The sequence below is a fragment of the Pseudomonas rhizoryzae genome, assembly GCF_005250615.1.
Classification (GTDB): domain Bacteria; phylum Pseudomonadota; class Gammaproteobacteria; order Pseudomonadales; family Pseudomonadaceae; genus Chryseomonas; species Chryseomonas rhizoryzae.
Genome location: NZ_SULM01000022.1, coordinates 1 through 19775 on the forward strand (window position 1 = coordinate 1; position 19775 = coordinate 19775).

Here is a 19775-nt window from a genome sequence, read left to right on the forward strand (position 1 = left end):
TCTCGCCGACCTGCATGCTTTGGCACCGCATTTCGTGCTGCCGCATAGGCGCGATTACCGTGCCTATCCGCGGGTCATCAAGCCCAAGCCTTCGAAGTATCCGACCAGAAAGAAAAATGCCAGTCAGGCTTAACTGACTGGCATTAGCCTTGCGGCCCCTTTTTCATTTCGCGCCGATGGCCGCGCCGCGTAGTCGGGCCACGGTCTCGGGCAAGTCGTCCATGTGCGCGATCAGCGCGGTCACGCCCAACTTGCTCAAGGTGTCGGCATGGCTCGGCGGGATGTGGCTGGCGCCGGTGAAGCCGATGACTCTCATGCCTGCAGCCAGGGCTGCACGGACCCCGGTGGCACTGTCTTCGATCACTAGACAGCGCTCTGGTGCGACGCCCATCGTCTTGGCCGCGAGCAGATAGACGTCGGGTGCCGGTTTGGGTTTTGCCACCATGTCGGCACTGAAGACGTTGCCTGCCACCCGCTCGACCAGGCCCGCCCGCCGGACCGAGGATTCGACGCTGTGCCTCAGGCTGTTGGAGGCCACGGCCAGGGGCAGATCGATGCTTTCCAACGCCCGCTTCACGCCGGGGATGGGCTCGACGCTGGTTGAGATCAGGTCTTCAGCCTGGGCGCGCAGGTCACTGAACAAGGCCGGGGGCAGGGTGATGCCGAAGCGTTGCTCGACCAGGTTGAAGATGTCCCGGGTGGTCAGGCCGAAGGTGCCATGCAACAGGGCTTCCAATTCGGCGCGCGGGGCGTAGGCGGCCAGGCCGTCGAGGACGACGCGCTCGGCCAGGATTTCGCTGTCGACCAGCACGCCATCGCAATCGCTGATCAGCAGTTCCACAGGGGTGACATTCATCGGTATTCCTTGCAGGGGGAGATTTCAGGAGTGGAGATCGACCTGGCACTGCTTAGCCGTGATGGCAGCGCTGAAAGCCCTCGTTTCAGTGGCTTGGCAGGCCTTGTCCAAGCGGTCGAAAACCGGCTCGCCAGCCGCTTTGAGCCGACTCAAAAGGACCTCGTATCCAAAACGATTTCGACCTCCGGAGGGTAATCGCTTTCCAGAAAGATATGGCGTAGAGTTCGAGAACTGTGTTTGCTTGGGTCGCCGTCGATCGTGACCTGAGGCGGTAGGCTCGATGTCCACCCCTTGCTGCGATTCTTGTTACTCCTTGCAACTCAGTCCCAGGCGCATGGTCTATGCAACGCACAGCCGCGCCAGCACGTGTCATAACAAACCCGTTATTCCAAGGAGCAACACCCGTCATGTCGAATCGTCAGAACGGCACCGTCAAATGGTTCAACGAAACCAAAGGCTACGGCTTCATCACTCCCGAGAGCGGTCCGGACGTGTTCGTTCACTTCCGCGCGATCGAAGGCAAAGGTTTCAAAACCCTGGCTGAAGGCCAGAAGGTCAGCTTCGAAGTCGTGCAAGGCCAGAAGGGCATGCAGGCAGAGCACGTACAGGTCATCTGACACCTGACGTTGCCCGAAGCTCACGAAAAACCCTGGCGCTGCCGGGGTTTTTCGTTTCTGGCGCCTGGGTACTCCTAGAAGACCAGGCGCCAGTAGGCGTCATTCCACGTTCTGCGCGCTCTTTTCCGGCTCCGTCGCCAGCGGCTTGGCCCGTCGACCGGTTTCGCGCGAGGCCTGCAGGAAGATCCCGGCGGCCAGCATCGACAGCACCCCGACACAGACGAAGGTAGCGCGGAAGGCGGAGAGCACCTCGACGTCGCCGTAGTCGTCCTGGAAGCCGCCCAGCAAGGCCGCCGCGCAGGCGACGCCGAAGCTCATGGCCAATTGCATCACCACTGACAGCAGGCTGTTGCCGCTCGCGGCCTGCTGGTCGTGCAGGTCGATGAGGGTGATGGTGTTCATGGCGGTGAACTGCATGGAGTTCACCGCGCCCAAGATGCCCAGATGAATGAGCAGCCAGACGAAGGGCGTGGTGGGCCCGAGCAGGGCGAGGCTGGCGATCAGGCAACCCAGCAGCAGGGTGTTGCCTACCAGCAGGCGCCGATAGCCGAGGCGGCCGATCAGGGGGCCGGCGATGGGCTTGGCGAGCATTGCCGACAGCGCCAGGGGCATCATCAGCAGGCCGGCCTGGGCGGGCGAGTAACCGAGGCCCACCTGGAATAGCAGCGGGATGAGGAAGGGTAGGGCGCCGCTACCGAGGCGGGCGAAGAGATTGCCGAAGATGCCCACCGCGAAGCTGCGGATGCGGAACAGCTCGGGCGAGAACAAGGGTTGCTCGTGGTGCAGGGCGCGAAGCCAGTAGGCGACCATGCAGGCCATGCCGCCCATTAGCAGCAGCACCACCCGCACATGGGGCAGGTGCAGATCGCCGAGGCCTTCCAGGGCGATGCTGATCAGCACCATGGAGGTGCCGAACAGCAAGAAGCCCAGGCCATCGAAGCGTTGCGGCAGCGGGCTGCGCAGGTCCGGCAACAGGCGGCGGGTGATCAGGCAGCCAAGAATGCCCACCGGCAGGTTGATCAGGAAGATCCAGTGCCAGGAGACGGCCTCCACCAGCCAGCCACCCAACGCCGGGCCCGCCAGCGGGCCGATCAGCCCGGGAATGGTGATGAAGCTGAGGATGCGCACCAACTCGCTGCGCGGATAGACGCGCAGGATCACCAGGCGGCCAACCGGCAGCATCAAGGAGCCGCCCAGGCCCTGGATGACGCGGGCGGCGATCAGCAGATTGAGGCTGGGCGCCAGGGCGCAGAGCAGCGAGCCGAAGGTGAAGAGGGCGATGGCGGTGAAGAAGACGCGGCGACTGCCGAAACGGTCGGAAATCCACCCCGAGGCCGGAATCAACAGGGCGACGGTGAGCAGGTAGGCGATCACCACCCCCTGCATGCGCAAGGGGTTCTCGCCGAGATCGGCGGCCATGCGTGGCAGGGCGGTGTTGACGATGGTCGCATCCAGCGACTGCATGAAGAAGGCAACGGCGATCAGCCAGGGAAGCCAGCGGGCCGTAGTGGAATCCAGCGTCGGGGTGGGCATTGGGAGGTCCTTGTCGAGACAACCGACTACCCGCACTCTGACTCTCGGCAGACCGCGGGGTGCCCCGCCATGTCAGCGGGACTGCTGCAACGCCTCGATTCGCTGATCCTTTTCTGCCCAGAGCTCGCTGACCCACTGCTGGAAATGCGCGCGGAATTGCGCATCTTCGCTGTAGTCGCCCGCCCAGCGCGCTGGATCCAGCGGTCGCGCGCGGATATCGATGATAACGCGTTTCACCCGCCCGCAAAGCAGATCCCAGAACCCGGGTATCCGCCCTTCGGGATAGACCAGGGTGATGTCCAGCAGCGTATCCAGCTGATCGCCCATGGCGGCGAGGACGAAGGCCATGCCGCCCGCCTTGGGCTTGAGCAGGTGCCGATAGGGCGAACCCTGTTCGGCATGCTTGGCGGAGGTGAAGCGGGTGCCTTCCAGGTAGTTGACGATGGTGACCGGCTGGCGGCGGAATTTTTCGCAGGCGCGTCGGGTAATGGCCAGATCCGTGCCCTTGAGTTCCGGTCGCCGGGCGAGTTGCTCCTTGCTGTAACGCTTCATGAAGGGATAGTCCAATGCCCACCAGGCGAGCCCGAGAAAGGGGACCCAGATGAGTTCCTTCTTCAGGAAGAACTTGAAGTAGGGCACCTTGCGGTTGAAGGTCTCGATCAGCGCGGGAATGTCGACCCAGGATTGGTGATTGCAGATGACCAGATAGGAGCGATCCCGCCTGAGCACCTCTGCGCCGCGGATATCCCAGTGGGTGGGCGTGAGCCGGGCGAAGATCAGTTTGTTGATTTCCGCCCAGGTCTCGGCGATGTTCATGACGATCCGGGAGCTGAAATCGCGCAATGGGATGACCGGAAGCAGCTTGATCAAGGCGAACAGCAACAGCGGACCGATCAGGACGAGGGTGTTCAGCAACAGTAGCAGGGAGACGGTGATACCGGTCAGAAGATGCATGAATACTCTCGTCTGTAACTTGGGGCGATAGTCTTTAGCGTGACATGACGTTTTGCCATGATCCGCTCTAGGGCGGCTGCTGCCGGGATGCTGCGAAGTGAACGCCATGCTGAAAAAGATTACTAGTGCCGAGATTCGACTCGGTATGTACATCCACAAGTTCGAAGGCAACTGGATCGATCACCCCTTCTGGAAGGCTCGGTTCGTGCTGCAGAGTCCACGCGATCTGCAGAAGATTCAGGACAGTGCGGTGACGGCGGTGTGGATCGATGTCACCAAGGGGCTGGATCGATTGCCACAACCGCCTGCGGACGAGCCGGTGGTCGTGCCACCGTCGGCGGCGCCCCTTGCCGAGATGCCGCCACTCTCGCCAGCGCCTCTGGAGTCGCCCAGGGTGATGCCGCTGTCCACCAGTGCCGAGCAGGAGCCGGCGGACAGTTGCCAGCAGGAGTTGGCGCAGGCAGCCGCGATAAGCGACCACGCCAAGCAGGAGGTGATGCGACTGTTCCAGGACGTCCGTCTGGGCAAGGCCATCGAGTTGAACGAAGTGGACGACGTGGTCGAGCAGATTTCGACGTCGGTCCTGCGGCATCCCACGGCGTTGATCAGTATGACGCGTCTGCGTACGGCGGACGAATATACCTATATCCACTCGGTGTCGGTCTGTGCCCTGATGACGGCCGTGGCGCGGCAAATGGGGCTGCCCACGGAGCAGGTCTTGCTGGCCGGTAAGGCCGGTCTGATGCACGACGTGGGCAAGATGCTGGTGCCCCCCGAGGTGCTCAACAAGCCGGGCAAGCTGACCGATAAGGAATTCGCCGTGATGAAGCGGCATCCCGAGCTTGGAGTCGCCCTGCTGCAGGCCTGGGGCGCACCTGCCGAGGTCATCGATGTCTGTCTGCATCACCACGAGAAATTCGATGGTAGCGGCTATCCCAGTGGGCGGGCGGGCAAGGACATCAGCCTGCTCTCGCGCATCGCCGCGGTCTGCGATGTCTACGATGCCATTTCCTCGACCCGGCCCTATAAGCAGGCCTGGAGTCCTGCCGAGTCTATCCGCCGGATGGCGGAGTGGACCGGACATTTCGATCCCCAGGTATTCCAGGCCTTCGTGAAAACGATCGGCATCTATCCGATTGGTTCCCTGGTGCGCTTGAGCAACGAGCAACTGGCGGTGGTCGTCGATCAGCATCCGCAAAGTCTGCTGACGCCCAAGGTAAGAGTGTTCTTTTCCGCCCGTTCGCGTACCCCGTTGCCTCAGCGCCTGCTGGACCTGGCGCAGGCGAGTGCAGGCGAGCGCATCGTACGCCGGGAGCTGCCCGAGGACTGGGGGTTTCGTAACCTGGAGCAGCTCTGGCAGCAGGCCTAGTCGCACTCAGGGCCGGGTCGCCTGCAGTGACGGACGCTCGCTGACGCGAGCGTACCAGGCGGCGATGCGCGGACAGTCGCTGCGCCAGGCCCAGCTGGGAATGCGGAAGTCGAGGTAGCCCAGCAGGCAGGCCATGCCGATGCCGGCTACGTCGAATTCCCCCTCCAACTCGGCGATGGCGCCTCGTTCGAAGTAGTCCAGGGCGCGGGCGATCTTTTCCTGCTGGTTGTCCAGCCAGAGTTTCCACTGCATGCCGGGCGGACGCATGAAGCTTTCGTAGCGGATCTGCACGGCCGCTTCCATCATGGCGTCGCACAGTGAGGCCAAGGTCAGTCGGCGCCAGCGCTCGGGGCCGTCACGGGGAATCAGGGACGCGCGCCCGTGCAGGGTATCCAGGTAGTCGAGGATGACGCGACTGTCGTGCAGGCAGGTGCCATCGGCCAGGCGCAGCGCCGGAATCTTGCCGGCGGGGTTGGTATCTAGGACGTCGCGATTGGGGTTGAGCGGGGTCTGCTGGACGATTTCCACTTCCACCTGCTCGATCAGGTCCGTCTCGTGGAGCATCACTACGACTTTGCGACCGAAGGGCGAGGCGGGAGTGTGGTACAGGATCATGGACATGGGCCGGGCTCTCCAGGTGGCGGGACTGCACGTCGCCGATGGCGAATCCCGTCACTGTAAGCCTTTGACCGGTCAGGTTGAAAGCCGGCCTTGGTCTTAGCCGGTCGGCGCCGGCCCGCTCATCGACTTCAGGCGATGCCGGGCAGCTCGATGTGCACGCCCAGTCCGCGGCCCTGCAAACCCTCGCCCAGGTACAGGCTGCCGCCATGGATTTCGACGATACGCTTGACGATGGGCAGGCCGAGTCCGCTGCCGGTGTTCTGCCCCGCGCTTTCGCTGCGGTAGAAGCGGGTGAAGATCCGCTCCCGTTCTTCCGCCGAAACGCCGGGGCCACTGTCGCAGATATCCATCCGCACCCGGCCGGGCGCACCCGCGGCGACCCGCACCAGCACCTGGCCACCGCTCGGGGTGTAGCGGATGGCGTTGCCGACCAGGTTGGTGAGCAGGACGCCGAGCCAGGTCGGGATGCCGGAAAGTTGAACGTCCTGGTCTTCCAGGACCAGATCGATGTTCTTGTCGATGGCCAGCGGTGCCAGCTCGGATAGGGTATCCGCCGCCAGGCCGCCCAGGTGCACGGTGACGAATTGCTCCTGTAGCGCACCGCTGTCCAGGCGGGCCAGTAGCAGGATCTGCTCCATCAACTGGCTGATACGTTCGGCACTGCGGCGAACCTGCACCAGGCCGCGGGCATGGGCTTGAGGATCGCTCGAGCGCAGGGCTACCTGGGTGTGGGTCAGGAGGCTGGCGAGGGGCGTACGGATTTCGTGGGCGGCATCGCTGGTCAGCCGGCGCTCGGCCTCCAGGGCGCCGTCCAGGCGTTGCAGCAGTGCGTTGATCTCGGCCACCAGGACCGCCGCTTCCTGGGGTACCCGAGTCAGCGGCAAGGGCTCCAGGCGTTGGGCGGAGCGCTGCTTGACCTGGGACGCCAGCTGGCGCAGCGGCGCAAGACCGCGGGTGACGCCGAACCAGATGAGCGCCGCCAGCACTGGCAGCGCCAGGCCCAGGGGAAACAACGAGCCGAGCAGCAGCAGGTTGGTGGCGCCACGCCGGTCGGCGAGGTTCTCGTAGATCCAGATCTTGCCTTCGCCACTGATCAGGCGCAGCACGCGCCAGCGCTGACCGTTGGCGACCAGGCTGCTGAAGCCCGGGGGCTGGTCGATCAGGCCCGGGGGTGGAGCGGGAGTGCCGAGTTGCTGATTGCCGGCTTGCAGGAGATAGCCCAGTGCGTTGCGGCGCTTGAACAGCGGCAGATCGGCGATGGCCAGGCGGCTGCGCTCCAGCACCTGCGCCTCCGGCGACAGGACCTGTTCGCTGCTTTCGGTCAGGGTGGCCAGATGCAGGGCCGCCGCGCCGAAGTCGAGCATGTCTTCGTCAGCCAGGCGATTCACCTGGCGCAAGACCAACTGATAGGTCACCAGCGCCGCGATCAGCCAGCAGGCGAAGATCCCGCACAACAGCAGGGTCAAGAGCCTCTTGCGCAGGGAAGCGGCGGGGCTGTCGCTCATGCGGTCGGCCGTTCGGGCTGGTCGATACCATAGCCGATGCCGCGCACGGTACGGATCAGGCTGCTGCCAAGCTTGCGTCTGAGGTGGTGGATGTGGACTTCGATGGCGTTGCTTTCGACATCGCCGTCCCAGCCATAGAGCGCCTGCTCCAGGCGATTGCGCGAGAGCACCTTGCCCATGTTTTCCAGCAACAGGCGCAGCAGGGCGTATTCGCGCGGGGCCAGATCAACCGGTTGACCCGCCAGGGTGACCCTGTGGGTAGCGGGATCGACCCTCAGCTCGTTGTGCTCCAGGAGTGGCTGGGCGCGACCGGTACTGCGCCGGGTCAGGGCACGGACGCGGGCGAGCAGTTCGTCGAGGTCGAAGGGTTTGGTCAGATAGTCGTCGGCGCCGGTGTCCAGGCCGGTGACCCGGTCGGTGACCTTGTCACGGGCGGTCAGGATCAGTACCGGGGTGCCATCGCCGCGCTTGCGCAGGGCGGACAGCACCTCGAGCCCTGAGCGCCGCGGCAGGCCGATGTCGAGCACCACCAGATCGAAAGGGTCGGTTTCCAAGGCGGACTGGGCGGCCTGGCCATCGGTCACCCAATCGACGGTATCGCCTTCCAGGGCCAGGCCGGCACGGATGCCATCGCCCAGCAACATGTCGTCTTCGGCCAGTAATATTCTCATTGGATTTTCCCAGGCGGTGGAACGGTTTTTACCGCTCCGGGCCTGCCTCGGCAAGAGCGGTGGCCATCCCCCAGGATGGTCAGGCTCAAGCCTAGGCGGGGGCGCTTAAGACGGCATTAACAAAGACAGCTTCAGGGCTGTTGGGCGCTCACCCGCCAGATCGTGTTACCGACGTCGTCCGCCACCAACAAGGCGCCGCGTCCATCGATGACCACGCCGACCGGGCGCCCCTGGGCTTCTTCCTTGGCATTGAGGAAACCGGTCAGCACATCGCGCGGCGGACCGCTGGGCGTGCCGTTCTGGAAGGGGATGAAGACGACCTTGTAGCCGCTCTTCGGATCGCGGTTCCAGGAGCCGTGCTGGCCGACGAACAGGCCCTGGCGGAAGGCCTCTGGCAATTGGGTAGCGGCGCTGGCGAAGGCGAGGCCCAGGGAGGCGGTATGGGTGCCGAGGGCGTAGTCGGGGGTAAGCGCCTTGGCCACCAGGTCCGGGCGCGGCGGCTGGACGCGGCTGTCGACATGCTGGCCCCAGTAGCTGTACGGCCAGCCATAGAAGCCGCCGTCCTGCACCGAGGTGGCATAGTCGGGCACCAGGTCACTGCCGATCTCGTCGCGCTCGTTGACCACCGTCCACAGCTTGCCGGTGGTGGGCTCCCAGTCGAGGCCGTTGGGGTTGCGCAGGCCAGTGGCGAACAGGCGCTTCTGGCCACTGGCGCGGTCCAGCTCCCAGATGGCGGCTCGCCCCTGCTCGATGTCTAGGCCATTTTCGCCGACATTGCTGTTGGAACCGACGGTGATATAGAGCTTCTGGCCATCGCGACTGGCGATGACGTTCTTGGTCCAATGGTGGTTGATACCCGCCGGTAGCTCGGTGACCAGGGTGGGCGGGCCGTCCAGGCGGGTGGCGCCGGGGCGATAGGTGAAGCGCACCAGGGCATCGGCATTGGCGACATAGAAGTCGTTGCCCACCAGCACCATGCCGAAGGGCGAGTGCAGATGCTCGGCGAATACCGTACGGGTTTCGGCCACCCCGTCGCCGTTGGCGTCACGCAGCAGGGTGATGCGGTCGGCGCTGGGCACGCCGGCCCCGGCCTTCTTCATGAACAGGCCGGCGATCCAACCTTTGAGGCCGGGGGAGCCGTCGCGCTTGGGCGCATTGCTTTCTGCCACCAGCACGTCGCCATTGGGTAGCACATAGAGCCAGCGCGGATGGTCCAGGCCGCTGGCGAAGGCCTGGACCTGGGTGCCTGGCGCGGCGATGGGCTTGCCACCCTGGGGCCAACCCACCGCAGACGCCACGTTCACCGTGGGGATGAAGGTCGGGTGCGGTGCCGGCAGCGTGGGGCTGGGGCCATAGCTGGCTTCTCGGGGTAACAGGGCAGTCTCGCCGCAACCGAGCAGCGTGGCGGTTACCCAGGTCAGCGCCAGGGTACGAAACGGAAGGGTCGCGCAAAGGGGCATGGCAAGGGTTCTCGCGGCAGGTTGCAAGGTAGAGGCCGGGTTGGAGCATAACGTTCCTGGTCGCGGGCCTCGAGTGGACAACGTAGCCGGTGCGGGCGACCCGGTTGGCAGGCAAGGTTACAAATCGACTGCATTGGATAAGCTGGTTCTCGCTATGCACGCAGCCGTTTCGCTTGCCCAGGTCTTGGGCCTGAAAGTAGTGCTGGTTCAAGGTCTTAGCACGACTGGCCGGTCGAACTCCCGCAAGGTGCCGGTAATCTGACGCGCTGATCGTTATAAGCATCTGTTTTTGAAAGAAAAAATCTACTCAAGCTGTGCCTGGAAGGGCCGATAGCTGTGTCAACAATGACGACGAAGTCGCGCCACACGGCGCCGCAAGAGGACGCGGCCGCCCGAACTCGTCCACGCCAGAGCCCGCTAGTTTGCGGGCGGCGGGAAATAGCTCTTCCCACAGGTGCAGTCATGCAATCCCTTACCCGGCGCTTGCGCCACGTTTCGCTGTGTCTCGCCGGCACCCTGGCCCTGGCCAGTACCTGGTTGCCTTCGGCCCAGGCGGTCGAACTGGTCGGTCTCAACTTCTCCGGTGCCGGTTTCGCCAGCCAGGTGCTGCCCGGCATGAACAATCGCAACTACGTCTTTCCCAGCGAACAGCACTTCAAGGACTGGAGCGCCAAGGGCATCACGCTGGTGCGCTTTCCGATCATCTGGGAGCGCATCCAGCCCAAGCTGAATTCCATGCTGGACCCGGACTATGGCGCCCTGATCACCCAGACGCTCAACTACGCGCAGAAGTACGGGGTGAAGGTGATCCTCGATCTGCACAACTATGCGCGTTATCGCGGTGAGGTGATCGGTGCCGGTAAGGTCACCTATTTCAACTACTGGGACGTGACCTACCGTCTGGCCTTCCGTTTCGGCAAGCACCCGGCGCTCTATGGCTACGACATCATGAACGAGCCCCACGACGCCGTGGCCTTCTGGCCGACCGCCGCTCAGCACGGCATCAACGGCATCCGTACCATGGACAACGTGCATCCCATCATCGTCGAGGGCAACGGTTGGTCCAGCGCCGCCCGTTGGCCGCAGTGGAACGATCCGCTGCTGGCGCTCAAGGATCCGGCGAACAAGCTGATCTTCTCCGCCCATGTCTATTTCGACAACGATGGCGGCGGCCAATACGCCAGCAAGGACATGAGCGGCTTCGATCCCCAGGTCGGGGTGAACCGGGTCAAGCCCTTCGTCGACTGGCTGAAGAAGAACGGCAAGCAGGGCTACATCGGCGAATTCGGCGTGCCCGATGACGATCCGCGCTGGTTGCTGGCCATGGACAACATGCTGGCCTATCTCAAGCAGCACTGCATTCCGGCCAGCTACTGGGCCGCAGGCCCGGGTTGGGGTAATTACAACCTGGCGGTGGAGCCCATCAACGGCGTGGATCGGCCGCAGTGGGCGACGCTGAAGAAGTACGTCGACAACACCAGCTGCACGCGGATCGGCCCCAATTAAGCGTGGGTGACCATGGCGGTCGTCAGGGTTGGCAGGCTACCCTAGTCTTTTCACCGTGCCAGTCCCGAGGACCCCTCATGAGCCAGATTCCCGCCGACCTGCGTTATGCCGCCAGCCACGAATGGGCGCGCCTGGAAGCCGATGGTAGCGTCACCGTCGGCATTTCCGACCATGCCCAGGAGGCACTGGGCGATGTGGTGTTCATCGAACTGCCGGAAGTCGGCAAGACCCTCGCCGCGGGCGATCAGGCTGGCGTGGTGGAGTCGGTCAAGGCCGCTTCGGACATCTATGCGCCGGTGGGCGGCGAGGTGATCGCGATCAACGAGGCGCTGGCCGATGCACCCGAGCAGGTGAACGGCGAGCCCTATGGCGCCTGGTTCTTCAAGCTCAAGCCGCAGGATGCGGCCGAGCTGGACAAGCTGCTGGATGCCGAAGGCTATCGGCAGGCCAGCGAAAGCTAAGGGCTGCGTTCGCGCTTCGCGAATCCACCAAAAAAAGAACCCCGCGCGGCGTGACCGGCGGGGTTCTTTTTTGCCTGCTTCTTACTGGGTCAGGATACGCATGGCCAGATCGCTGTCGCTAGCCTGCAGGCCCGGCTGGGCCGCACGCATGTCGCGCAGCGCGGCTTCCAGATACGGGCCGCGGATCTGACCATTGCTGGCCAGGTAGGAGCTGGCATCGTCCTGGGTGGCGGCGACGATCTTGTGGTCGTCACGGCTGGTGGTATAGAACGAGCCGGAGGTCGCGCCCAGGGTCGCGGCATGACGCCAGAACCGGGCATCCGCATTGGCGGCGGTGGTCGCGGCCAGCAGCGGCAGGCCGATCAGGGAAACCAGAGCAAGCTTCTTCAGGCGCATGGATGAGATCTCCTTCTTGAGGTCTCCGTTAGAGAGCGGAGAGGTCCGACGAGTTCCGAGTCCCTTGCTAGCTCTGAATCATGCTGTGGATGCGTTCGGCCAGGGCGTCGATGTCGAAGGGCTTGATCAGCATGTCCATGTTCTCGCCGAGGAACTCGCCGCGTACCTTGGCATTCTTGGCATAGCCGGTGATGAACAACACCTTGAGTTCGGGCCGGCGGCCGCGGGCGATCTCGGCGAGCTGGCGACCGTTCATGCCGGGCAGGCCGACATCGCTGATGAGCAGGTCCAACCGCTGGCCGCTCTCGATGATCGGCAGGGCGCCGTCGGCATCGCTGGCCTCCAGCGCGGTGTAACCCAGTTCGGCGAGTACCTCCAGCACGATCATGCGCACGGCGTACTCGTCTTCCACGACCAGGACGGTCTGGCCGGCTTCGGCGCGTGGCGCGACCTTGGTGGTCGACTGCTCCTGGGCTGCCGCAGCGACTTCGGCGTGCCTGGGCAGATAGAGACTGATGGTGGTGCCCTGGCCCTGCTCGGTGTCGATGCGCGCGGTACCGCCGGACTGCTTGACGAAGCCGTAGATCATCGACAAGCCGAGCCCCGTGCCCTGGCCGGCCGGCTTGGTGGTGAAGAAGGGCTCGAAGGCCTTGGCCTTGACCTCGGGCGGCATGCCGGTGCCGGTATCGGTCACGCTCAGGCGGACATAGTCGCCCGGGGTGAGGGATTCGCGCGCGGCCGCCTCGGCGTCCAGGCTGAGGGTAGTGGTGGCGATGCACAGCTCGCCACCGGCGGGCATGGCGTCGCGGCCATTGATCACCAGGTTGAGCAGGGCGTTTTCCAGCTGATGGGTATCGCTGTGGGCGAGCCAGGCGACGGGCGCGAGGTCCAGCCGCAGGGCAACGTTCTCACCTACAGTGCGTACCAGCAGATCCTGCAGGGATTCGACCAGTTGGTGCACGTCCACCGGCTGCGGATCGAGGGTCTGCCGGCGGGCGAAGGCCAGCAGCCGATGGGTGAGGGCCGCGGCGCGATCCGCCGAATTGACCGCGGCGTTGATGTAGCGATCCAGGTCCTGGGTGCGGCCGTTGGCGATGCGCAGGCGGATCAGGTCGAGGGCGCCGACGATACCGGTCAGCATGTTGTTGAAGTCGTGGGCGATACCGCCGGTGAGTTGGCCGATGGCTTCCATCTTCTGCGACTGCCGCAGGGCTTCTTCGGTCCGCTCGCGCTCGTAGATCTCGGCGATCAACCGGGCATGGCTGCGGCCCAGCTCCTGGGTCCGCTCGGCGATGCGCTGTTCCAACTGGTCGGTGGTCTGGCGGGCCTCGGTGATATCCACGCCACAGCCGACCAGGCCGTGGAATTCGCCGTCGACCTCCAGGCGCGGCGTGCCTTCCAGACGCAGCCAGCGCCACTCGCCCTGGGCATTGCGCACCCGTACCTCGGCGCGCAGCGCGCTATGGGTGGCGATGGCCTGCTTGAAGGCCCCTTCGAAGGCCGGGCATTCCGCTTCCGGCAGCAGGGCGCTCCAGCCCTGGTCGCGCAGGTCGGCATCGTGCAGGTCGAATTCGCTGGCGAAGCGCTGGTTGACGAATTGCAGCTGGCCCTCGCCGTCGCAGGCCCAGATCAGTACCGGGGCACTGTCGGCCATCAGGCGGAAGCGCCCCTCGCTTTCGCGCTGGGCCTCCTGGGAGCGCTGCCGGCAGATGGCCGACCAGAGTCGGTCGGTCACATCGCGCAGGAACTGTACCTCGCTTTCCTTCCACAGCCGGGCGCGCTGGTCGTGGGCGACGAACAAGGCCCGCAGGCGACCATCCTCGTAGAGTGGGATATCCACCAAGGCGGCGATTTCCAGGTCGAGCAGGCGTTCGGCATTGGCCTGGGCGCGGGGATCCTGGCTGACGTCGTCGATGACCAGGGGCGCTTCGCCTTCCTGGGTGCCCAGGCTGTCAGGAGCGAGCAACGGACAGGCGAGGGCATGATCGGCGCTGCCATTGGGCGTCCAGACCTGCTGCAGGACGAAGGTGCCGCGGCCTTCGTCGAGCCGGGCGTAACCGACGCGACGCAGGCCCAGGCGCACGCCCACCAGCTCCAGGGCGACGGCCACCCCGGCACTTTCCGGATCGCCTTCGCGCAAGCGGTCGCCCAGCTCGATGAGGGCGTGCTGGCGGGCTGCCGCTTCGCGGCGTTCTTCGATCTGTTGCCGCAACTGGCGATTGGTCTCGCTGATGCGGTCGGCGTCGTGGCGTTCGCGGGTGATGTCCCGGGCGATGCCGACCAGGCGTCGCCGTCCGCCCGGCTCCAGGCGTTCGCGCCCGCGGATGCTCAGCCAGACCGGCTCTTCCTGCCGCGAGCTGCGCACGCGAAAGGTCAGGCGCAGATCGTAGGCGCTGCCCTGGCTCTGGATGGCCGCGCTGACATAAGCGCGGACCCGGGGGGCGTCGGCCGGGTGCAGGGCGCGCAGCAGGGCTGCCCCGCGGGTCTTGCGGCGGCGCTCCGGCGCGCCGACCAGATGGGCCAGGCGGACATCCCAGCTGATCAGGTCGTGGTCGATGTCGTAGTCCCAGACGCCCAGATCGGCCACGTCCATGGCCAGGGCGATCCGCTGTTCGGCTACGCGCAGGGCGTCGGCCGCGGCGGTGCGCTCGATGACGATGCGGATGCGCTCGGCCACCTCGCGTACCAGGGCCACGTCGCCGATGGTCCAGTGGCGGGGCGTATCGGTGTAGAGGAACAGCAGGCCGACCAGTTGCTCCTCGGCGAGCAGCGGCACCACCAGGCCGGCACGGACATCGTGTTCCAGCAGCCGCTCGCGCATCTGGCCCAGCCGGCGGTCCTGGGCGCTGTCTTCCACGCTGACGATGACGCCGCGGCGCAATTCCTCCACCGCCGAGGTGTGCCAATGGGCCAGGCTGGGCAGGTTCAGGCGGCGCGTTCGCCCCTGGTCGAGCCAGTCGCTGTCGATGGTCAGGCTGCCGTCCCGGCCGACCCGGGCGTAGCCGATGCGCTGCACGGCCAGCAGATGGCCGAGGCTGTCACCCAGCACCGAGGCCACCTCGCCGGTATGGGTGACGCCATGCAGCAGATCGCCCAGCTCCAGCAGGAAGCGCTGGCGGTCATGACTGCGGATGCGCTCGCTGAGGTCGACGAAGGTACAGATGGCGCCCTGGACCGCGCCGTCACGCCAGAGCGGCTGGGCCCGCCATTCCACCGGCAGCAGGCTGCCGTCTTCGCGCAGCAGCGCATCGGCGGACAGATGCAGGATGGTGCCGTCGCGGGCGGCGCGGCGGATGGCTTGGGCGCCGTCCTCGCTGCGCGCCGAACCGAGGCGGGTTTCCAGGGGTTCGTCCAGGCCGTCGCGGTCCTCGGCCAGCCCCAGCATCTGGCGGAAGGCGCGATTGCACAGGGTGGTGCGGCCCTCGCGATCCAGCGCGCAGAAGCCCTCGTGGGTGGATTCGAGCAGCAGGCGGGCAAAGGCCTCGCTTTCCTGCAGCGCCGTCTCGGCCCGTTTGCGGCTGTCGATGTCCTGGGCCACCCCTACCCAGTGCTCGATCTCACCGCTGGCATTGGTGAACGGCATGGTGCGCGTCTCGAACCAGCGATAGCGGCCCTGGGCATCGCGCAGTTGCAATTCCAGACTGCCGGCGATGCGCTGCGCGCGGACCTCGCCCCAACGGCGCAGCAGCAGTTGGCGCTGGTCGGGATGGATGGTGGCGGCCCAGAGCTCGGGATCGGCGGCGGCACGTTCGGGGGTCAGGCCGCTGTATTCGTACCAGTAGCGATTGGCGTATTCGAAGGTGCCGTCGGGCCGGGCGAACCAGATGATCTGCGGATTGACGTCCATCAGGGCGCGATAGTGCGCCTCGTCGAGGGCGCTGTGGCGGGTCGGCGCAGTCGTCGGCAGACGGCTCTCGAGCAGGCGTAGCACCTGGCGGGCGAGGCGGTCGAGCCCCGTCAGGCGCGCCGTGCTCAGCTCTCGTGGCTGCCAGTCGAACACGCAGAGGGTGCCAAGAAAGACCCCAGCGGCCGTGCGCAGCGGCGCACCGGCGTAGAATCTCAGCCCCGCGGGATCGGTGACCAGCGGATTGTCGGCGAAACGTGGGTCCTGGCTGAGGTCCTCGATCTGCCGCGCCTCGCTGGCCGCGTGCAGGTGGCGACAGAAGGACAGGGCCAAGGGCATTTCGGCGACGCCCAGACCGCGCTCGGCCTTGAACAGTTGCAGGTGCTCACCCAGCAGGTTGACCGCGGCGATGGGCGTCTCGCAGAGCGTGGCGGCCAGCTCGACCAGGTCGTCGAGGTCCGGGTCCGCTTGGCCGTCGAGCAGGCCATGGCCGGCCAGCCATTCCTGGCGGCGGCGAATCTGCTCGGCGTCCTCGGCGCCCATCGCTGGAGGGGTGACGGCGGTTGTCTGCACGGCTCGCTATCCTTGTTCCGCTCGTGGGGCGCCGGGGCGCTAACGTTCACTCTGCGGTGTGACGCGCAGCACTTCTTCCATGGTGGTCTGGCCGGCGGCGATCTTTTGCGCCCCGGATAGCCGCAGGCTGCGCATACCTTCCTTGAACGCCTGGCGGCGCAGGGCGGTGATGTCGGTATCGCCCGTCACCAATTCGCGCAGACTATCCGAGAGGGTAAGGATCTCGTAGACCCCGGCACGCCCGCGGTAACCGGTATCGCGGCATTCCGGGCAACCCACCGGTTGCATGGCCCCGGTGGGCAGCGGCGCGTTCCAGGGCTTGGTCAGTTCCTGCCAGGCGGCCGGGTCCAGCTCGGTGGGCGCCTTGCAGACCGGGCACAGGGTGCGCACCAGACGCTGGGCCATGACGCCGAGCACCGTGGCGCGGATCAGGTAGTAGGGCACGCCCAGTTCGATCAGCCGGCTCACCGAGCTGGGCGCGTCGTTGGTGTGCAGGGTGGAGAGCACCAGGTGGCCGGTCAGCGCCGCCTGGATGGCCATCTCGGCGGTCTCCAGGTCGCGGATCTCACCGATCATGATGATGTCCGGGTCCTGGCGCATCAGCGCCCGTACGCCGCTGGCGAAGGTCACCTCGATGTTGGGCTGCACCTGCATCTGGTTGAAGGCGTCCTCCACCATCTCGATGGGGTCTTCGATGGTGCAGACGTTCACCTCGGGCGTGGCCAGCTGCTTGAGGGTGGTGTAGAGGGTGGTGGTCTTGCCCGAGCCGGTGGGGCCGGTGACCAGGATGATGCCGTTGGGCTGGCCGGTCATGCTGGCCCAGCGTTTCAGGTCATCGGCGGAGAAGCCGAGCTGGTCGAAACTCTTGAGCAGCACGTCCGGGTCGAAGATCCGCATCACCAGCTTTTCGCCGAAGGCGGTGGGCATGGTCGACAGCCGCAGCTCTACCTCCTTGTCGCCGGCCATGCGGGTCTTGATCCGGCCATCCTGGGGCTTGCGCTTCTCGGCGACGTTCATGCGCCCGAGGTTCTTGATCCGGCTGACCACCGCCAGGGTGACCTGGGCCGGGAACTGGTAGACGGTGTGCAGCACCCCGTCGATGCGAAAGCGTACCGCCCCCTGTTCGCGCCGCGGCTCGACGTGGATATCGCTGGCGCGCTGCTGGAAGGCGTACTGGAACAGCCAGTCGACGATGTTGACGATGTGGGCGTCGTTGGCATCCGGCTCGCTGTCGCTGGCGCCCAGGTTGACCAACTGCTCGAAATTGCCGACGCCGCTGCTCTTCTGCTCAACCGCCGAGGCGCCGGTCACCGAGCGCGCCAGGCGGAAGAATTCCTGGGTATAGCGGGTGATATCGGCGGGGCTCGCCACCACGCGCTTGATCGGCCGCTGCAGCACGTGGGTGAGGTTGCTCTCCCAGCTGTGTACGAAGGGCTGGGCGCTGGCCACCGTCACCTCGTCCGGGCTCACCGCCACGGCGAGGATCTTGTTGCGCTGGGCGAAGGCGTAGGACATCAGCGGGGTGATCGAAGCCACGTCCACCTTGAGCGGATCGATGCGGTAGAAGGGCTGGCCGGAATATTCGGCCAGCCAGCGGGTCAGGCTGTCCAGATCCAGCTTGCGCCCGGGCCGGGCGAGGTCGTCCACGCTCTGCGCCGCGAGGAATTCCAGCGGATGCTGTTGCGGATTGGCGGAGCCACGGCGCAACAGCAGGCACTGTTCGGCGGTCTGCTGGTCGATCCGCCGCTGGCTGACCAGCTCGCGGAGGATGTCGCCCAGGTCGAGCCAACGGTCGGCGGAAGAGGAAGCTATGGCGGACATCGGGACTCCTAGGAACGCTGGTCGCCCGGATCCGACAGCCTGTCCGCGGGCGACGCCACTACCGCCCCCATAGGTACTGGGGCGGTGGTTTTCTCCAGCATAGCGATTTTGCGTTGCGGAATCGCTCGCGGCCTTGTGCCATCAGGATGGACGGTGTGGCCAGGGGATCGTTCCTGCCGTCCGGCGGCTCAAGCCAAGGCTTTCCATGGCGCCAGGCCGTGGATCAGGCGGGCCTGCTCGGCCACCCCGGCGAGATCGCCATGGGCACTCAGCGGCGCCAGCTTGCCCAGCTCGCCATACAGCCGGTCGGCTTCGGGCAGGTCCAGGGCGCCACGCGCCAGGTGTAGCCAGACCTGCATCCGCTCCAGGCGCGGCAGCTGTTGCTCGATCAGTTCCGGCTCGGTGATGGCGCGCAGCAGCGGCAGCTCGGCGGCCTCCTGGGCCAGCAGGCGCGGCAACCACTGGCCCAGCGGCGTGGCACCCTGGCGCTCGCCACGACCGGTACGGCCCTCGGTCCAGGCACGGGCATGCAGCCAGCGGGCGGTGCGCAGGGAGAACAGACCCCAGCGCGGGCGCTCCAGCTCGGCGGCGAAGCGCTGCGGCGCCTGGCGGCGCGCCTCTTCGTCGTCCTGGCCGATGGCGGCCAGCGGACGCCAGTCGGCGAGCAATTCGTCGAGCGCCTGGCGCAGGTCACGGCTGCTGGCGCGTGGCGCCGCCTGGCCGAGGCTGCCGAGCAGGGCCCGCAGGTCGATCAGTTGATGCACCCAGTCCACCAGTAGGCGCCAGTGGCCGTTCCAGCGATATTGCTCGGCCAGGCGCTGGCTGCCGGCCAGCAGATGCCAGCCGAGGCGGGCGACGGCTTCGTCCAGCGGCGTCTCGGCGTCCAGTTCCGGGGTGGGCAGATAAAGGGTGTAGCTCGATGCATCGTGCAGGCGATAGCCGCGCTCGGCCTTACTGATGTCGCAAGGCATCAGCGGCAGCTCGGCGGCCAGTTGCTCGGCCAGCTCCAGCAGCGCCGCCGGCTCGCCCTGGCGCAACTCCAGCTCGACCTCAGCGATGGCTTCGCGCCCGTCACCGGCGCGCACCTCGCCCTGATCCAGGGCCACCTCGATGATGGTGCGGGCCTTGCCCCGCCCCCAGGCGATCTCCGCCGCGTCGCGGACGAAGTCGGTGTCGAACACCGGCTGCAACCGGCGCAGGTCCAGGTCGGCCAGGGCCGCGGGCCAGCAGCTGTCGTCGAACAGTGTGGTATCCAGGGTGGCATCGGTCAGCGGCCACTCCCATTCGTTGCGCTCGGACAGCCCGGCCACGCTCTGGCCGCGGCTCTTGAGCGTCTGGATGTAGCGGTCGCCGTCGCGGCGCACGCGCAGGGCGACCTTGGCATGGGCCAGGTCGCGGGTGTCGGTGTCGTAGTAGCAGTTGGACAACTCGTGGCGCTGCCAGCCGTCCTTGCAACGCTTCTTGAGCAAGGGATGAGCGCGGAGGGCGTCGAGGGTCGCCGCACTGGCGCGCAGCTTGATTTCGGTTTCTTTGGCCATTGGAGCATCCTGGCGCCGGAAGAGAACGGTCCGGCTCCGTGCCGAGCGCG

15 protein-coding genes are annotated in these 19775 nt (G+C 66.0%); 4 read left to right on the forward strand and 11 right to left on the reverse strand.

Translation table 11 applies throughout. The annotated features are described in order from the left end of the window. Nucleotides 1–163: 163 nt before the first annotated feature. On the reverse strand, nucleotides 164–856 hold the full coding sequence (locus FAZ11_RS23510; RefSeq protein ID WP_058772819.1) for an HAD family hydrolase: 693 nt from the start codon (nucleotides 854–856) through the stop codon (nucleotides 164–166). Between the two features lie 407 nt (nucleotides 857–1263). Between FAZ11_RS23510 and FAZ11_RS23515 the strand changes: the two genes are divergently transcribed. After that, nucleotides 1264–1473 (forward strand): cold-shock protein, encoded by a 210-nt coding sequence (locus tag FAZ11_RS23515; protein ID WP_007161279.1) that lies wholly within the window; start codon nucleotides 1264–1266, stop codon nucleotides 1471–1473. A 99-nt stretch (nucleotides 1474–1572) separates the two neighbouring features. On the opposite strand, the gene mdtD is transcribed toward FAZ11_RS23515, so the two are convergent. Beyond that, entirely contained in the window at nucleotides 1573–3006 is a 1434-nt protein-coding gene (mdtD, locus tag FAZ11_RS23520) for a multidrug transporter subunit MdtD (RefSeq protein WP_058761505.1), read from the reverse strand. Between the two features lie 72 nt (nucleotides 3007–3078). Continuing rightward, on the reverse strand, nucleotides 3079–3960 hold the full coding sequence (locus FAZ11_RS23525; RefSeq protein ID WP_058761506.1) for an acyltransferase: 882 nt from the start codon (nucleotides 3958–3960) through the stop codon (nucleotides 3079–3081). A 106-nt stretch (nucleotides 3961–4066) separates the two neighbouring features. On the opposite strand from FAZ11_RS23525, the gene FAZ11_RS23530 reads away from it, so the two are divergent. Next, nucleotides 4067–5329 (forward strand): cyclic di-GMP phosphodiesterase, encoded by a 1263-nt coding sequence (locus tag FAZ11_RS23530; RefSeq protein ID WP_058761507.1) that lies wholly within the window; start codon nucleotides 4067–4069, stop codon nucleotides 5327–5329. A 6-nt stretch (nucleotides 5330–5335) separates the two neighbouring features. Here FAZ11_RS23530 and FAZ11_RS23535 read toward each other — a convergent pair whose 3' ends face one another. The 4 genes from FAZ11_RS23535 to FAZ11_RS23550 all read right to left on the reverse strand — a co-directional run bounded on the left by FAZ11_RS23535 (nucleotide 5336) and on the right by FAZ11_RS23550 (nucleotide 9586). Next, a complete protein-coding gene (locus FAZ11_RS23535; protein WP_058761508.1) occupies nucleotides 5336–5950 on the reverse strand; it encodes a glutathione S-transferase family protein in 615 nt (204 codons plus the stop codon). Between the two features lie 128 nt (nucleotides 5951–6078). Further along, entirely contained in the window at nucleotides 6079–7455 is a 1377-nt protein-coding gene (locus FAZ11_RS23540; protein WP_058761509.1) for an ATP-binding protein, read from the reverse strand. Then, nucleotides 7452–8126, reverse strand: a complete 675-nt coding sequence (locus tag FAZ11_RS23545; RefSeq protein ID WP_058761510.1) for a response regulator — start codon at nucleotides 8124–8126, stop codon at nucleotides 7452–7454. The genes FAZ11_RS23540 and FAZ11_RS23545 overlap by 4 nt, the downstream gene beginning before the upstream one ends. A 131-nt stretch (nucleotides 8127–8257) precedes the next feature. Then, nucleotides 8258–9586, reverse strand: a complete 1329-nt coding sequence (locus tag FAZ11_RS23550) for a PQQ-dependent sugar dehydrogenase (RefSeq protein ID WP_058772821.1) — start codon at nucleotides 9584–9586, stop codon at nucleotides 8258–8260. 462 nt (nucleotides 9587–10048) lie between these two features. Here FAZ11_RS23550 and FAZ11_RS23555 point away from each other — a divergent pair, with 462 nt between their 5' ends. Further along, complete coding sequence (locus FAZ11_RS23555; RefSeq protein ID WP_058761512.1) at nucleotides 10049–11092, forward strand: glycoside hydrolase family 5 protein; 1044 nt, start codon at nucleotides 10049–10051, stop codon at nucleotides 11090–11092. A 77-nt stretch (nucleotides 11093–11169) separates the two neighbouring features. Further along, nucleotides 11170–11553: a glycine cleavage system protein GcvH gene (gene gcvH / locus FAZ11_RS23560; RefSeq protein WP_058772822.1), complete on the forward strand. Its 384-nt coding sequence runs from the start codon at nucleotides 11170–11172 to the stop codon at nucleotides 11551–11553. 81 nt (nucleotides 11554–11634) lie between these two features. Here the strand turns inward: gcvH and FAZ11_RS23565 are convergent, their stop codons facing one another. From FAZ11_RS23565 to FAZ11_RS23580, 4 genes are all read right to left on the reverse strand, one after another. Next, entirely contained in the window at nucleotides 11635–11949 is a 315-nt protein-coding gene (locus FAZ11_RS23565; protein ID WP_058761514.1) for a DUF2388 domain-containing protein, read from the reverse strand. A 67-nt stretch (nucleotides 11950–12016) separates the two neighbouring features. Next, nucleotides 12017–16366 (reverse strand): PAS domain S-box protein, encoded by a 4350-nt coding sequence (locus tag FAZ11_RS23570; protein ID WP_058772823.1) that lies wholly within the window; start codon nucleotides 16364–16366, stop codon nucleotides 12017–12019. 39 nt (nucleotides 16367–16405) lie between these two features. After that, nucleotides 16406–18187 carry a type IV pilus assembly ATPase TfpB gene (gene tfpB, locus FAZ11_RS23575; RefSeq protein WP_058761516.1) on the reverse strand — a complete coding sequence of 594 codons (1782 nt, stop codon included), beginning with the start codon at nucleotides 18185–18187 and terminating at the stop codon, nucleotides 16406–16408. 188 nt (nucleotides 18188–18375) lie between these two features. Beyond that, nucleotides 18376–19725, reverse strand: coding sequence for a CYTH domain-containing protein (locus FAZ11_RS23580; protein WP_058772824.1), 1350 nt, complete (start codon nucleotides 19723–19725; stop codon nucleotides 18376–18378). Nucleotides 19726–19775 lie beyond the last annotated feature (50 nt).

Bases quoted from the DNA above. Each gene is read 5' to 3' on its own strand.
- tfpB (WP_058761516.1), bottom strand. From the start codon at position 18,187: ATGTCCGCCATAGCTTCCTCTTCCGCCGACCGTTGGCTCGACCTGGGC.
- FAZ11_RS23565 (WP_058761514.1), bottom strand. From the start codon at position 11,949: ATGCGCCTGAAGAAGCTTGCTCTGGTTTCCCTGATCGGCCTGCCGCTG.
- FAZ11_RS23510 (WP_058772819.1), bottom strand. From the start codon at position 856: ATGAATGTCACCCCTGTGGAACTGCTGATCAGCGATTGCGATGGCGTG.
- FAZ11_RS23580 (WP_058772824.1), bottom strand. From the start codon at position 19,725: ATGGCCAAAGAAACCGAAATCAAGCTGCGCGCCAGTGCGGCGACCCTC.
- FAZ11_RS23530 (WP_058761507.1), top strand. From the start codon at position 4,067: ATGCTGAAAAAGATTACTAGTGCCGAGATTCGACTCGGTATGTACATC.
- FAZ11_RS23545 (WP_058761510.1), bottom strand. From the start codon at position 8,126: ATGAGAATATTACTGGCCGAAGACGACATGTTGCTGGGCGATGGCATC.
- FAZ11_RS23525 (WP_058761506.1), bottom strand. From the start codon at position 3,960: ATGCATCTTCTGACCGGTATCACCGTCTCCCTGCTACTGTTGCTGAAC.
- FAZ11_RS23540 (WP_058761509.1), bottom strand. From the start codon at position 7,455: ATGAGCGACAGCCCCGCCGCTTCCCTGCGCAAGAGGCTCTTGACCCTG.
- FAZ11_RS23535 (WP_058761508.1), bottom strand. From the start codon at position 5,950: ATGTCCATGATCCTGTACCACACTCCCGCCTCGCCCTTCGGTCGCAAA.
- FAZ11_RS23555 (WP_058761512.1), top strand. From the start codon at position 10,049: ATGCAATCCCTTACCCGGCGCTTGCGCCACGTTTCGCTGTGTCTCGCC.
- FAZ11_RS23515 (WP_007161279.1), top strand. From the start codon at position 1,264: ATGTCGAATCGTCAGAACGGCACCGTCAAATGGTTCAACGAAACCAAA.
- mdtD (WP_058761505.1), bottom strand. From the start codon at position 3,006: ATGCCCACCCCGACGCTGGATTCCACTACGGCCCGCTGGCTTCCCTGG.
- FAZ11_RS23550 (WP_058772821.1), bottom strand. From the start codon at position 9,586: ATGCCCCTTTGCGCGACCCTTCCGTTTCGTACCCTGGCGCTGACCTGG.
- gcvH (WP_058772822.1), top strand. From the start codon at position 11,170: ATGAGCCAGATTCCCGCCGACCTGCGTTATGCCGCCAGCCACGAATGG.